This is a genomic window from Cryptosporangium aurantiacum, from assembly GCF_900143005.1.
GTDB classification, from domain to species: Bacteria; Actinomycetota; Actinomycetes; order Mycobacteriales; family Cryptosporangiaceae; genus Cryptosporangium; species Cryptosporangium aurantiacum.
Map to the genome: position 1 here is coordinate 1 of NZ_FRCS01000027.1, position 14316 is coordinate 14316.

Consider the following 14316-nt stretch of genomic DNA (forward strand, 5'->3'; position numbering starts at 1 on the left):
CGGCGGGTGGTCTTTCGCCGGGAGTAGGTGCTCGAGGATGCGTTTGGCGATCTGCCGCAGCTCTGAGCAGCTGAGCCGGTGGGCGTTCTCGAACAACATCTCCTCAGCGACCGGCACCAAATCCGGATCGACGGCGTCGACCTTGCGGGCCAGCCACGCGGCGACTTTCACGTGTCCGAAGGACACCGTGCCGGCGGACAGGGCGGCGGCGAAACGCGGCAGAACCGGTAACCGGCGCGCGGTGTCCACCAGAGCGCTGGCCTCACCGGAGGTCATTCTCAAGGAGCCTTGGAGCCAGGCCTTCGTCGACGGGGCACCGTTGTAGGCGACCGCGCCCCGGCGGTGCACCGCACCGACCGCTTCGGCCAGGCCGGCCTGGGCCACCCGCACGATCTCTTCCCAGTCCTCCACCCGGCCCAGCTGCGCGGAATCAGGGAGCCCGCCGAGGTCTTCCCCGGCCAGCTCCCGCAACACCGCCACACACCCGACCATCGAACTCATGTGCGAAATTCTAGAGCCGCCCACCGACAGAAACCGCTGTCCACAGCCCGGGAGTGCGGTGGTGCGGTCTCGGTGATTGCGCCGACCCCTGGGCGGAGTTGCCGCGCTGACCTCCACCGACCTCCCGCGCGGCCGGTGCTCACAGCGTCGCGAGGTCCGCCTTCAGTGCGGCGGCTGTCCCCGTGTCGAGCTGACCGCTGGCCAGGTCGAGTACCGCGGTGAACGGGAGGCCGCGGGCCAGATCGATCAGTGGGTGTTCGGGCAGTTCGGGGACGTGGCGGACGATGATCCCGCGGGCATCCGGGTCGTCGAGCAGCGTCCCGAACGTGGTGGTGGTCAGGTCGTACCGCCCGGTCGGCGCCGCCGCGGCTGCCGCTACCGGCGGTGGCGCCGCGGACGGCGTCCAACTGAGGTAACGGAGACCATCGCCGAAGCGGAAGGTCGGATCGGCGGTGTCGAACGGCACGTCGGGCCGGCTGGCCTCGACCGCGGCCATCGACGACGGGAGGTCGAACGGGAGCGTCCCCAGCGGTTCGGCTTCGCCGAACAGGACCTGGACGGACGCCTCCGGCGCCGCGCCGAAGTTGACGACGAGGGATGCGGCGGCGTCGGCGATCTCGGCGAGGATCGCGGGCCGGTCGAGGTAGACGCTGACGACTGTGGGCACGGTGGCGCAGATCGCGCGGATCCGCAGAATCTCATCGGCGGGGAACGCCAGTGAACCGGCGCGGAAGAACGACTCGACCGAGCCGGCCTCGCCGCGCTGCTCGTAGGGGGCGTGGAGGCGCAGCAGGGCAACGTCGGCCTCGGCGGGGGACTCGACGAGCGTCGCGCGGGCACCGAGGTCGGCGGCGGTGTAGCCCTCGGCGTAGATGCGCAGGCCGGAGCCTAGCGGCAGGCGGGCGGGGCCGTCGGCGGCGTTGATCAGCAGGGTGTGCGCCGCGGCTTGGGCGGCGAGACCGTCGGCGCGTGCGGTGGCTGTTCCTACTACGGTGTCGGCGCGGTCGGCGTCCACATAGGGCTTGTCGAAGAGGCCCAGCCGGAATTTTTCCCGCAGCAGACGACGGACGGAAGTGTCCAGGCGCTCCTCGGTGACGGCTCCGGCCGTCACCAGCCCGACGAGGACGTCGGTCCGCCACTCGCCGCCGAACTGGTCGACGCCGGCGTCCAGGGCTTTGAGCATGCGCTGCTCGTAGGAGAGGTGCTCGACGCCCCAGCAGGTGTTGGACAGGATGCCCCAGTCGGTGCAGACGATGCCGTCGAAGCCGAGCCGGTCGCGGAGCAGATCGGTGAGGACCGACCGGTTGAAGCCGAAGCCGACCTCCTCGTGCTCGGTGCCGATCGGCATGCCGTAGTACGGCATGAGCTGAGAGACGCCGGCGGCGATCGCGGCGCGGAACGGTTCGAGGTGGTAGTCGAAGCGGCCGCCGGGGTAGACCTGCTCGCGTCCGTACGGGAAGTGCGGGTCCTCACCGTCCTTCTGCGCACCACCGCCCGGGAAGTGCTTGGCCATCGCGGAGACCGACTCCGGGCCGACCTGCTCGCCCTGCAGACCCCGGATGTAGGCGACGCCGAGCCGCGCGGTGAGGTCCGCGTCCTCGCCGAACGTCGAGCTCTGGCGGGCCCATCGCGGTTCGGTGGCCAGGTCGATCTGCGGGTGCAGCGCGGTCCGGATGCCGACCGCGAGGTACTCACGACGGACGACGTCGGCGAAGCGCGCCACGAGGTCAGCGTCGCCGATCGCGGCGAAGCCGAGCGGTTCCGGCCACTGGGAGAACGGACCGGCGACCAGCGCGGTCGCGGGGTTGTCGGTGAAGTGGTGCCGCGGGTCGGTGGAGATCGTGACCGGGATGCCGAGCGGGTGCCGGAGCGCCTCGGCCTGGACGGCGTTGTGCCACTCCGCGATCTCGCGGGCGGACCGGGCGAACAGGATGTTCGCGTGGTTGATCCGGCGGTCCAGGAACTCCCGGGTGGACGGGGAGCCGAACAGGTTCGGGGCGTCGAGATTGCCGACGCCGGTCATCGGCTGGAACATCAGCCCGGCCTTGTCCTCGAGCGGAAGGCGGGTGAGTAGGTCCTCGACGCGCTGGTCGATCGGGAGCGTGGCGTCCTGGTACGGGTACATCGGTGTGCCTCTCAGCGGACGGACTTGATCGGGGCGACGGCCAGGCCGCCGAGCAACAGCAGAACGATGCCGACGGGGAACAGCGCCGCGTAACCGAGTACGACGACCACCGCCCCGGCGGCTGCGGGGGCCAGCACCTGCGGGAGGGTCGCGGCGATGTTGACGACGCCGAGGTCCTTGGCGAAGTCCTCCTGCGCCGGAAGTACCTCGCTGACCAGCGCGGTGTCGACGGACTGGAAGAAGCCGAACCCGAACCCGCCGATCGCGGCGAAGAGCAGCATGCCGGTGGTGGTCGGCGTGACCCACGGCCCGATCAGTCCCAGCGCGCAGATCACCGCGGCGAGGTAGATGAGCGGCTTGCGGCGGCCGATCCGGTCCGAGAGCGGGCCGCCGATCGCGGTCGCGATCAGCGTCGTGACCAGCATGACCGCGCCGAGTACGGGGATGAAGTCCACCGCGTCATCGCCCAGCCCGACATAGTCCTGCAGGACGTAGAGCTGGTAGTTGAGCACGACGAAGTAGCCCAGGTAGAGCAGTAAGCGGCCGAGGAACGCCCAGGCGAAGTCGGGGTGGCGGCGCGGGTCGAAGTAGTAGCTGCGCAGCAGCGCTCGTGCCGAGAACGGCCGGCGCGGCGCGGCCCGGTTGTCACGGTCGGGGTTGAGCGCGACGAACAGCGCGAGCGTGACCAGCGCGATGCCGGCGAACGTGACGTAACCGGCGCCGACGTGGTCGGCGAACCCGGTGGCGGCGACCTGGCCGCCGAGGGCGCCGAGCATCGCGGCGAAGCCGACCACGGCCGAGAACGTGCCCCGCCGCGCGGTGGGCACCCGGTCGGGAAGGACGGCGCTCAGCGGGCCCTGTACGAAGTTGTAGGCGATCTGGACGATCGTCCACGCGACCGCGATCTGCACCAGCGTGTTCGCCGCCGCCAGGCCGAGCAGGGCCAGGCCGCCGCAGAGTGTGCCGCCGACGATCCAGGACGCGCGGGGCCCGTAGCGGCTGCGGGTGCGGTCGGAGAGTGTCCCGGCCAGTGGCTGCGCCAGCATCGCGACGAACGCGCCGATCGTGGTGACGACCGCGAGGTTCGCGGCCTTGTCCGACGGGTCGAGGCCCTCGATCTGGAGCGGGAGCAGGATCCCCGGGACCGCGCCCCAGAGGAGGAACAGGCCGAGGTTCGCCGGTGCGAACGTGACCAGGAGGCGGCGGAGGCGGGGTGAGCGCCTCGAGGTGTCGGCCGTCGCGGCGAGGTCGGGGTTCTCGGCCGCGTCTGCCGCGTCGGGCGCTGTGACCGCGTTGGGCGCGACGGGGCCTTGGGCCGCGCCGGCGGCGTCGGGCGCCGCATGGGCGAATGCGTCGGCGGGTGCGGCCGCGTCGGTGGGCCCGATCGGTGACTGCGTCGTCACGGGAGTCCTCTCGGAAGGGGTACCGGGTGCGGCGAAGCAATATTTCCCGGTGGGGGAAAAGTAGGTGGACGTCAGCGAATGGTCAAGGGGCCGTTCGCACTTTTCTTCCGCCCGGGAAATATGCTGGGATCGTCGGGACGAGGAGGCGGGATGGCACAGCCGGATACCGGTGCGGCGACGGGTCGTCGACGTGGCCGGCCACCGCGGATCGACCGCGCACGGATCGTGGCCGCGGCACGTGAGCTGGATCCGGAGACGCTGACGATGCAGGCGGTCGCCGAGCGGCTCGGCGTCGACCGGAAGGCGCTCAACTACCACGTCAACGACCGTGAGCGTCTGCTGGAGCTGGTCGCGTCCGACGCCCTGGCGACGCGGCTCGGGAGCCTTCAGCTCCCGCACGACGGTGACTGGCAGGACGCCGTGCGGGTCTACACCCGGGCGATGCGGGACGCGATGATCGGCATCGGCGCGCTCTTCGACTACGTGCGGATGCCGCTGTCCGGCGGCGAGGCCGCGCTGGCGTCCGTGGAAGGGCTGCTGCAGGTGCTGGTGCGGGCCGGTTTCACCGCGGACGAGGCGGGGCGCACCGTTGCTCTGCTCGCGGAGTTGCTGGTGTCCTCGGCCCGGGACGCGGTGCTGATCGAGCGGCACGGGGTGCATCCGCAGCTGGTCGAGGTGCGGCGTGTGCTGGACGCCGCACCCGCCGACGCGATGCCGGGGTTGCGGGGTCTGCGGGACCTCGGCCTCCAGGCAGGCGACGCGCAGCTGGAGTTCGATCTGGAGGTTGTGCTCGCCGGGCTGGAGCAGCGACTGGCACGTGATCGCTGAGGTTCCTGATGCTGATGCGGTAGAACTTGCGGGTGTCCGAATTACCCCCGCGGCCGTCCGCCGTGAAACTGGCCGTTGTCGCGTCCTACGTGTCCGCCGCCACCGGCGTCGTCGCGTACCTGGCGTTCCTCGTGATCCTGCTGAAGAACAGGGGCGATGACGAGCTCAGCCCGGTGGTGTACCCGCTGCTGTTGCTGGCGGTGGTGCCCGCGGTGATCGGGCGGCTGCTCGTCGTCGCGGCCGACAGCAGGCCGACCGCCCACACGGTGGCCAAGGTGCTCGCGTCGGCCTGGGCGTTCGCGCAGTTCGTGCTCGTCGTCACGGCGGCCGCGGCAGTGACCGACGACGGTGACACAGCCGTCATCCGCGCGATGGAGCCCCCGGTCATCGTGTTTCTCGGTCTCCACCTCGTCGCGCAGTTCGTCGCGATGGTCGTGCTGGTACTGCCGGGCGTGCGCCGGTACCGGGACGCGGTGATCGCCGCGCGTCCGGCGCCATCGCTCGTGGCCGGGCGCCGGTGGATCATCGTCGCGATCGTGCTGTTCGCGGTCGGCGTCCTGCTCGCCGGTGCGCAGATCGCGGTGTGGCAGGTGTACCGGTCGGGCACGGTGGACCTCGCGAGCGGGTACTACGGCGGCATCGAGGACGAAGCGACGACGCTGCTGATCTTCGGGGCCATCGGCGCGGTGGGCGGACTGATCCTCGCCGGCGGGACCGCGCTCGCGCTGCCCGGGTTCAACTGGGCGCGGCGGCTGGTGTTCTTCTTCGGACGATGGGGGATCGTGACGGCGTCGACCCTGTTCGGGCTCGCGCTGCTCTTCTACTACGACGGCATGGAGTTCTATCTCGACGACGACGCGACGCTGAACGCGGTGGGACAGGGGATGCTCGCGCTCGGGTTCGTGCAGCTGGTGGTGTTCTCGGCGGCGGTGGCGCTGGTCGGTACGCAGTCCGGGACGGCGTGGGTGAAGCGCAAGGCGGGGCCGGGCGGCCCGGGGGTGCCCGCGTTCGCGGGCCAGTTCCCGCCGCCGGGGTATGTGCAGCCGGGTCAGGGCTACCCGGCCGGGCCGCCGGGGTATGGGCAGCCGGGGTCGGGTTACCAGGCGCCGGCGCAGCAACCGGGATGGCCGGGGCGCTGACGGTCGGCGGGGCGCTGACGGTCGGCGGGGCGCGGAAGCCGGGGGCGCGGCTGCTGGGCCGCAGCCGGGGCCGCGATCAGGCGAGGTCGTTGACGAGTTCCTCCGGGGCGCGCATGCGCCAGGCGTCGGTGACCAGCTCGGTCAGCCGCTCCACGTCCACGGTCTCCAGCCGCAGCATGACGAGCGGCAGGCCGTCGTAGGCGGCGGTGGTGAAGAACCGCTCCGACTCGCCGAGCAGGAGAGCCTGTTTCTCGGCCTCGTCGCCCACGAAGAGCACCGCGACGTCGGTCCGGATCCGCCGGGGACGGCCCGGCTCGGGATACGACCACACGAAACCCTTGTTACCGACCCGGAAGTCGAAGCCGTCGCTGTCGATCTCGACCACGTGAGGCAAAGCCGACGCGATCCGGCGGACGTCGTCGGCGTCAGCCATCGACGCCGCCCCGGCAACTCTGCATGCGCACAGGTTAGGGGGCGCCGCTAGGCTCGCCGCGTGTTCGTCTATCCCACCCGTGTGCGGTACATGGAAGTCGACGCACAGGGAGTGGTGTTCAACGCCTGGTACCTCGCGTACTTCGACGAGGCGTTCGCCGCGTTCCTCGAGTTCCGGGGCCTGCGCTACCCCGATCTCGTCGGCGCCGGGTTCGACACCCAGCTCGTGCGGTCGGAGATCGACTGGCGATCAGGGCTGCGCTGGCAGGACGACGCGGTCGTCGCGGTCTCGACCGCCCACCAGGGGCGGACCAGCTTCGCGATCGACTTCGAGGTCCGGCGCGGCGACGACGAGGTCACCTGCTCCGCGCGTACGGTGTACGTCGTGATCGGCACCGACGGATCGGGCAAGCGGGAGATCCCGCCGATGCTCGCCACGGCGCTCGGACCGCCGGCGCCGCTGCGCTGAGCCCGGCACCACCGAATTGCGGCGGCGAAGTCCTCGGCTGCGCCTGCTTCCGGCCGAACAGGCAGGTGTTGTCGACCGAAGGGGAACCGTGGTGGCCGGACGTGGCGGTGTGTGGGCGGTCTTCGACGACCGGTCCCTGCGGACGAAGATCGCGTCGGCCGTGCTGGTCGCGACCGTGATCGGCGCGGTGGTCGGCGGCCTCGCGATCAATACCGTGAACAACCTTAACGACGAGGCGGCCGCCGCGCAGACGCGGAGCATCGCGGTGCTCAGCGCGTCCGGGCAGTTCGCCAAGAACATCGAGTCGTACGGCGGGAACGTGTCGGCCTTGCGGCTGTACCCGACGCTGGCGTCGACGATCAAGACGAACATGGCGACCAACGAGTCGGAGATCGACGCGGCGCTGGACACGCTCGGGGCGAACCTCACCGGCTCCGCGGGCCAGAAGCTGGTCGAGAAGGCCCGCAGTGACTGGAGCGCTTTCCTCGACTTCATGGCGACGATCCAGACCGGCGGCACGTCCACGCCGGCCGAGGTGGCCGCGGGCGCCGCCAAGTACAACGAGCTCTACGGTGAGCTGATTGCCGACCAGGCGTCCGTGCAGCAGCAGGCCACCGCGGCCTCCCGCAGCGCGGTGGCCAAGGCCAAGGACAACGCGTCCAGCGCCACCCGCACGATCCTGATCCTGCTGGTCATCGGCGTCGTCGTCAGCCTGTACCTCGGCATGCGGGTCGCCAACCGGGTCCGGAAGGCGGTGGCCGGTGTCCCACACGTCGCCGACGGGCTCGCCGTCGGCGACCTGACCCGCACGTCCGGCGTCACGGTCCAGGACGAGGTGGGCCGGATGGCTTCCTCGCTGGACCGGGGGATCAGCCGGTTGCGTCAGGACATCGTGTCGCTGGCCGGCAACGCGACAACGCTGCAGGGCGCGGCGGAGCGGCTGACGTCGGTGTCCGGCGCGGTCGGCTCGGCGGCGGAGGAGGCGTCCACGCAGGCCGACACCGTTGCCGCCGCGGCGGACGTCGTCTCGGGGAACCTGCAGGTCGTCTCGTCGGGGTCGCAGGAGATGGGCGCGGCGATCCGGGACATCAGCCAGTCGACGGCCGAGGCCAGTGAGGTGGCCGCGCAGGCGGTGCAGGTCGCCGCCGCCACCAACGCGACCGTGGCCCGGCTCGGCGAGTCGTCGACCGAGATCGCGACCGTGGTCAAGGTCATCACTTCGATCGCGGAGCAGACGAACCTGCTCGCGCTGAACGCGACGATCGAGGCGGCCCGCGCCGGTGAGGCAGGGAAGGGGTTCGCGGTGGTCGCGAACGAAGTGAAGGACCTCGCGCAGGAGACCGCGAAGGCGACCGAGGACATCGTGCAGCGGGTGCAAACGATCCAGTCGGACACGTCCGGTGCGGTCGAGGCGATCGACCAGATCTCCTCGATCATCGAGCGGATCAACGACATCCAGCTGACGATCGCGTCCGCGGTCGAGGAGCAGACCGCCACTACGCAGGAGATGAACCGGACGCTGACCGACGCGGCGGACGGCGCGGGCAACATCGCCGCGACGATCGCCGGGGTCTCCGACGCCACCCGGCGCACCACCGCGACCGTCGGCGACACCCGGGCGGCCGCCGACGAGCTCGCCACGATGTCGGCCGAGCTTCAGGGTCTGGTGGCGCGCTTCACGTACTGAGCATTCGCTCTCGCTGTCGCGGGGCCGTCCGGCTGTCGCCGGGCGGCCCCGTGGAACGATTCAGGCATGGGCACCCCCTTGACCCCGACGCTGCACCGGATGGCCATCGAGCTGGCCGCGATGGCCCAGAACGGGCTCACCTACGGCACCGATCACTACGATCTCGACCGCTACACGCGCATTCGCGCGCTGGCCGCGGAGCTGATGGGGCTGATCTCCGACGGTGCTCCGGCCGAGGTGGAGGCCGTACTCGCGCTCGAGGCGGGCCACGCCACCCCCAAAGTGGACGTCCGCGGTGCGCTGTTCGAGGACGACCGGGTGCTGCTGGTCCGGGAGGCCAGGGACGGGCGCTGGACGCTGCCCGGCGGCTGGGCGGACGCGCTCGACCGGCCGGCGCGGGCGGCCGAACGCGAGTTCGCCGAGGAGGCCGGGCTCGCCGTGCGGGCGGTGAAGCTGGCCGCCGTGCACGACGGCAGCGCGCACAACGGGCACTCGCCGGTCGCGCCGTGGCACGTCTACAAGCTGTTCTTTGTGATGGAGCGGCTCGACGACGGCGTTCCGACGGCCGGCCTGGACGGCGAGACCAGCGACGTCGAGTTCTTCGCGCTGGACGCGCTGCCGCCGCTGTCGACCGCTCGGACGACCGCGGAGCAACTGGAGCGCATGCGCGTCCACGCGCGGGATCGCTCCGTGCCCGCCGACTTCGACTGACTGGCGCAACAACCCGTCAGCGGCTCGCGCGGTCCGCGACCCGCTGCAGGCGGCCGGTCTGGTCGGCCGGGGTGACGCGTCGCGCCTGCGGTTCGGGGTCGCTCTCCCGCCGCGCGGGGTGGGTGAGCACGTAGCGCAGCGCCTCGACGGCGGTGGCGTCCACCAGCGTGCAGACGATCGGCGTCCGGCGCCGGTAGTAGCTCGCCAGCGTGACCCCCGCGAGCGTCAGCCCGAGCCCGCTGCCCAGCAGCCACGAGACGTTCGTGCCGGTCACCGGCAGGTAGTGGTGGGTCGCGAGGTCCGGGTCGGCCGCCGTCGTGTCCGTGGCGTGCGCGGTCGCGGAGGCCTCCGCCGTCGCGGTCGCGGTCGCCTCCGCGGTCTCCTCGGCGGCGGCGGTCTCCTCGGCCGTCGTCTCCTCCGCGTGCGCGGTCTCCTCCGCGTCCTGCGCTGCCGACGCCGCGGTCTCGCCGGGGACCACTTCGGCCGTCGGTGCCGGTGCCACCGGCTGGGCGACAGCGGACGCGTCGGGGGTAGACGGGGTGGCGGCTGCGTTCCGGGCCGCGAGCGTGTCGGCGTTCGTGTGCGCGCGCCAGAGCAGCAGGCTCAGCGCGACGGCCAGCGCGAGGAACACCGCGGTGGCGCCTGCCAGCAGGATGACCGCGGTGTCGCGGCTGGTGCCTGCCAGGAGCGACAGCGCGGGCGGGGTCACGTGCTCGGTCCGCTCCTGAGCCGAATGTCTCGGCGCAGGATCCGGGTGATCCGCCATGTGCCGCCTCCTCGCCAGGTCCCGTTTCAAGTATTCACATCATGAAAGTCCGTTAAACGAGGTATGCGGCACTCGCGCGTTCATTCGCCGGGATTCTGGTACTTGGCAGTACCGGTCCGGTTAGTCTGGCGGCCCCCTCTTCGAAAGGCGGCTCGGTGGACGAGTACACGTCGTACGACGCGGTCGGACTGGCCGAGCTGGTGCGCACCGACCAGGTCTCCCCGGCCGAACTGCTGGACGCCGCCCTGCTCCGCGCCGAGAAGGTCAACCCGCAGCTCAACGCGATCGTCGCCGACGTCGAACCACCGTCCTCCGCGGCCGAGAACCAGCCGTTCCGCGGCGTCCCGTTCCTGATCAAGGACCTGCACCAGGACCTCGCCGGCTACCCCACGCCCGGCGGCTGCCGCGCGCTGGCGAACACACCCGCGACGACGACGTCGACCGTCGTGCAGCGGTGGATCGACGCCGGCCTGGTCGTCTTCGGGAAGACCAACACGCCGGAGTTCGGCGCCAAGGGCATCACCGAGTCGGACCTGTACGGCCCGGCCCGCAACCCCTGGAACACCGACCACACCCCCGGTGGGTCGTCCGGGGGAGCGGCGGCCGCGGTCGCCGCCGGGATCGTGCCCGCCGCCGGTGCCAGCGACGGCGGTGGTTCGATCCGGATTCCGGCGTCCGCCTGCGGGTTGTTCGGCCTCAAGCCGTCGCGCGGCCTGATCCCGGCCGGTCCGGAGCGGGCCGAAGGGCTCGGCGGTACGGCCACCGACGGTGTCATCTCCCGCTCGGTCCGAGACACGGCGGCGCTGCTCGACGTGCTGGTCGGACCCACCGACGACGCGCCTTACCTCGCGGCGCAGCCCGCCGGCCGGTTCCTCGACGAGATCGGACGCGAGCCGGGCCGGTTACGCGTCGCGGTCTGCACGGCCAGCGCGATCAACCCCGACCCGCACCCCGAAGCGGTCGCTGCCGCGCAGAACGCCGCGACGCTCCTGGCGGAGCTGGGCCACGACGTCGTCGAACTCGAACAACAGCCGGTGGACGACGCCGCGCTGGCCGCCGACTTCCTCACCACGTGGTTCGTCGCGTGCGCGCAGGCCGTCGAGGACGTCAAGCGCGCCACCGGCGCGGGTGACGCCGGGTTCGAGCCGGACACGCTGCTGATGGCAGCGATCGGCCGGGCGACGTCCCCGGTCGTGTTCGCGCGCGCGATCGAGCGGCGGCACGAGCACACCCGGCGGCTCGCCGCGTTCCACGCGTCCACCGACCTCCTGCTGACGCCGACCACCGCGATGCCGCCGCCCCGGATCGGCTTCTTCGACATCCCGGCGCCGCTGCGGGCCGGGCAGAAGGCGTTCCTGGCCACGCGCACCGCCGGGCTGCTGCGCCACACCGGGATCGTGGACCGGCTGATCCGGGAGAACCTGGGCTGGGTGCCGTACACGCAGCTGGCCAACCTCACCGGACGCCCGGCGATGACCGTGCCGCTGCATTCCACGCCGGACGGGCTGCCGATCGGCGTGCAGTTCGTGGGTCGGCTCGGGGCGGAGCCGACGCTGCTGCGGCTGGCCGCGCAACTCGAAACCGCTGCGCCGTGGGCGGATCGGCGGCCCGCGCTCGTCGGCTGACCGGGGTTCGGTACGGTCGCGCCGAGCGCGCGTGGGGACACGGACGAGTCGTGGGACCGGAGTGCCGGGCAGCGCTCCCGAGGCTCCCGAGGTGAGAGGTGCGCATGCCGGGTACAGAGCAGGGCTCCTTACCCCCGAGCGCCGGGGACGCGACCGCCCAGCTGGCGCCGGTGAGCAGCGCACCAGCCGCGGCCGGCCCCCCACCGCCGCCGCACGCGTACACGGTGCCGGGCCAGCGGCCCCCGGCCGAGGCGCCGACGGTCGTGACCGCGCCGGTCTCCGGTGCGGCCTGGCGCGCCGACGAGGCGCCGCCCGCAGCGGCGCCGATGTCCGGGGCGGGCCCGATGCCGGGGGCGCCGCCGGTGCCCGGGGCGGGCCCGATGCCTGGGGCGGGCCCGATGCCGGGGGCCGCTGTGCCGCCCGGAGCCCCCGTGCCGCCCGGAGCAGTGCCGCCGCCCGGCGGGGACGGGATCCCCGGGGCGTTCGCCGCCTCCTCGGCCGATCCGGCCGATCCGGCGGTGCCGGCGGAGGGGCCGCGGCGGGCGGGGCGTGGCAAGCACGTTCGGCCGACCCCGTACCTGCCGCTGCGCATCGCCGCGGTCGTGGTCGTGGTGAGCGCGGTGATCCTCGGTGTCACCGTGACGCTCATCCGCAACACCGCCCCGGACAGCGTCACGGTGACGAACGAGGTGCAGGCCGACGACCCGGCGCAGGACGCGACGCCCGGCCCGCCCGGCGGGGACCAGCAGGACGCCGCCGACGAGGCCGCGCTGGCCCGGCAGCGGCAGGCGGTGCTGGACGAGGCGCAGTCCCGGGCCGCGGACAAGGCCGTCGCGGCCCAGGAAGCCGCGTCCGAGACCGCCGAACGCGCCGCCGAGGCCCGAGAGGAACGCGCCGAGGAGGGAACGACCGGCGCTCCGGTGCCCACCGCGCCGGTCGACTGCAACACGTACTCCGGCAACAAGAACACCGGCTGCGCGCTGCTGTCCGAGTACGGCTTCCCCAGCAGCGAGATGACCTGTCTGGAGCAGCTCTGGACGAAGGAGAGCGGCTGGCGGACCGAGGCGGAGAACCCGTCGTCCGGCGCCTACGGCATCCCGCAGGCGTTACCCGGGAGCAAGATGGCCTCGGTGGCCGACGACTGGCGCACCAACCCGGCCACCCAGATCCGCTGGGGCCTCGGCTACATCAAGCAGCGCTACGACACCCCGTGCGGCGCCTGGACCTACTTCCAGAACAACGGGCACTACTGACGCCGCGTCAGAGCGAGAGCGGCTGCCCGGTGGTCTCCAGCACGGCCATCCACAGGTCGCCGTGCGGGTCGACGTGGTTGCTCGTCTTCGTCGCCAGCGCTATCGGCAGGTTGATGAACCGCCCGCGGCGGCTGCCGACCATCACCGACGTGAAGCCGGCCATCGCCGCGTGGGTGGCCGCCTGCGCGAGCCGGGTGCAGTACACCGCGTCGAACGCGTTCGCCGGCACCGACCGGATCGCGTAACCGGGATCGATGTAGCGCAGCGACAGCGGCAGGTCGCTCAGACCCTCGGTGAGCTGCTGCTTCAGGAACGCGCCGATGTCAACCAGCTTGCGGTTGCCGGACGGGTCGGTGGCGGTGGACGGCGGCAGCAGGTCCTGCCCGGCGCCCTCGGCGACCACGACGACCGCGTGTCCCTGGTTCGCCAGCTTCTTCCGGACGCCGTCGAGCAGCCCGTCGAGCGTGAACGGCACCTCGGGGATCAGCGTGAAGTCCACGCCCTGCGCGACGAGCGCGGCGTGGGCGGCGATGAACCCCGAGTGGCGTCCCATCAGCTTGACCAGGCCGATGCCGTTCACGCCGGAGCTGGCCTCGACGTGCGCGGCCTGGATCGACTCCGCGGCCCGGGCGTACGCGGTCTGGAACCCGAAGCTGTGGTCGATCCACGGGATGTCGTTGTCGATCGTCTTCGGCACGCCGACGACGGCGATCGGCAGATCGCGCCGGGCCGCCTCGGTGGCGAGCGTCTGTGCGCCGCGCAGCGTCCCGTCGCCACCGACGACGAACAGCATGTTGACGTTGTGCCGGACCAGCGTCTCGATCATCGTCGCCGGGTCCTGGTTGCCCCGGGACGTGCCGAGGATCGTGCCGCCGCGGGTGTGGATGTCGCGCACCAGTTCCGGGGTGAGCCGGAGCGGCTCCGAGCCGTCGGCGAGCCCCTGGTAGCCGTTGCGGAAACCGAGGACGTCACGGCAGCCGTACGCGTGCCGCAGGTGCAGCACCAGCGCGCGGATCACGTTGTTCAGGCCGGGGCAGAGCCCACCGCAGGTGACGATCGCGGCGGTGACCTCGGACGGGTCGAAGAACAGCTTTCGCCGCGGCCCGCCGGGGTTGAACGCCGGGAGGTCGGCCGCCTCCACGCCCCGGTTCTTGGCCATTCCCAGCGTGTCGTCGACGAGAACCCGGTCGGTCTCGGTGACGTAATGCACCGATTCCTGACGGTTGCCGAGGAGCTCTTGTAACGGCGTATCCACGGTGCGTTGACCCAACCGGGTGATCAACAGGTCTTCATGCGTGATCGCCTGCAAGTCACTCAGTCGCACGGTTTCTTCCTCACCCGGAACGCAATCGCCGTGAAGAACGGTAGCGCACGGAA

General features: G+C 71.9%; 13 protein-coding genes. 7 read left to right on the forward strand and 6 right to left on the reverse strand.

Features of this window, described 5'->3' with window-relative positions; genetic code table 11:
- From BUB75_RS41190 to BUB75_RS44695, 3 genes are all read right to left on the reverse strand, one after another.
- Positions 1-501: DUF222 domain-containing protein (locus BUB75_RS41190; protein ID WP_143175748.1), on the reverse strand; the 501-nt coding region annotated here is incomplete at its 3' end.
- A 139-nt stretch (positions 502-640) separates the two neighbouring features.
- Positions 641-2626, reverse strand: a complete 1986-nt coding sequence (locus BUB75_RS41195) for a glycoside hydrolase family 3 protein (RefSeq protein ID WP_073265820.1) — start codon at positions 2624-2626, stop codon at positions 641-643.
- An 11-nt stretch (positions 2627-2637) separates the two neighbouring features.
- Entirely contained in the window at positions 2638-4029 is a 1392-nt protein-coding gene (locus tag BUB75_RS44695) for an MFS transporter (RefSeq protein ID WP_178380111.1), read from the reverse strand.
- Between the two features lie 150 nt (positions 4030-4179).
- Between BUB75_RS44695 and BUB75_RS46835 the strand changes: the two genes are divergently transcribed.
- Together BUB75_RS46835 and BUB75_RS41210 are read left to right on the forward strand one after the other, a co-directional pair.
- A complete protein-coding gene (locus tag BUB75_RS46835; protein WP_073265822.1) occupies positions 4180-4857 on the forward strand; it encodes a TetR/AcrR family transcriptional regulator C-terminal domain-containing protein in 678 nt (225 codons plus the stop codon).
- Between the two features lie 32 nt (positions 4858-4889).
- A complete protein-coding gene (locus BUB75_RS41210; RefSeq protein WP_143175749.1) occupies positions 4890-5996 on the forward strand; it encodes a hypothetical protein in 1107 nt (368 codons plus the stop codon).
- A gap of 76 nt (positions 5997-6072) precedes the next feature.
- Here the strand turns inward: BUB75_RS41210 and BUB75_RS41215 are convergent, their stop codons facing one another.
- Complete coding sequence (locus tag BUB75_RS41215; protein WP_073265826.1) at positions 6073-6429, reverse strand: MmcQ/YjbR family DNA-binding protein; 357 nt, start codon at positions 6427-6429, stop codon at positions 6073-6075.
- 60 nt (positions 6430-6489) lie between these two features.
- On the opposite strand from BUB75_RS41215, the gene BUB75_RS41220 reads away from it, so the two are divergent.
- The 3 genes from BUB75_RS41220 (at position 6490) to BUB75_RS41230 (ending at position 9295) form a co-directional block, all read left to right on the forward strand.
- Positions 6490-6897, forward strand: coding sequence for an acyl-CoA thioesterase (locus BUB75_RS41220; RefSeq protein ID WP_218618085.1), 408 nt, complete (start codon positions 6490-6492; stop codon positions 6895-6897).
- Positions 6898-6988: 91 nt separating this feature from the next.
- Positions 6989-8584 (forward strand): methyl-accepting chemotaxis protein, encoded by a 1596-nt coding sequence (locus BUB75_RS41225; RefSeq protein ID WP_218618086.1) that lies wholly within the window; start codon positions 6989-6991, stop codon positions 8582-8584.
- 66 nt (positions 8585-8650) lie between these two features.
- Positions 8651-9295: an NUDIX hydrolase gene (locus BUB75_RS41230; RefSeq protein WP_073265830.1), complete on the forward strand. Its 645-nt coding sequence runs from the start codon at positions 8651-8653 to the stop codon at positions 9293-9295.
- Positions 9296-9311: 16 nt separating this feature from the next.
- Here the strand turns inward: BUB75_RS41230 and BUB75_RS41235 are convergent, their stop codons facing one another.
- Positions 9312-10061, reverse strand: coding sequence for an LPXTG cell wall anchor domain-containing protein (locus BUB75_RS41235; protein WP_143175750.1), 750 nt, complete (start codon positions 10059-10061; stop codon positions 9312-9314).
- 155 nt (positions 10062-10216) lie between these two features.
- Here BUB75_RS41235 and BUB75_RS41240 point away from each other — a divergent pair, with 155 nt between their 5' ends.
- Positions 10217-11686: an amidase gene (locus BUB75_RS41240; RefSeq protein ID WP_073265834.1), complete on the forward strand. Its 1470-nt coding sequence runs from the start codon at positions 10217-10219 to the stop codon at positions 11684-11686.
- 104 nt (positions 11687-11790) lie between these two features.
- Positions 11791-12939: an aggregation-promoting factor C-terminal-like domain-containing protein gene (locus BUB75_RS46840; RefSeq protein WP_178380112.1), complete on the forward strand. Its 1149-nt coding sequence runs from the start codon at positions 11791-11793 to the stop codon at positions 12937-12939.
- 7 nt (positions 12940-12946) lie between these two features.
- Here BUB75_RS46840 and BUB75_RS41250 read toward each other — a convergent pair whose 3' ends face one another.
- Entirely contained in the window at positions 12947-14263 is a 1317-nt protein-coding gene (locus BUB75_RS41250) for an ATP-dependent 6-phosphofructokinase (RefSeq protein WP_084742414.1), read from the reverse strand.
- Between the last annotated feature and the right edge of the window lie 53 nt (positions 14264-14316).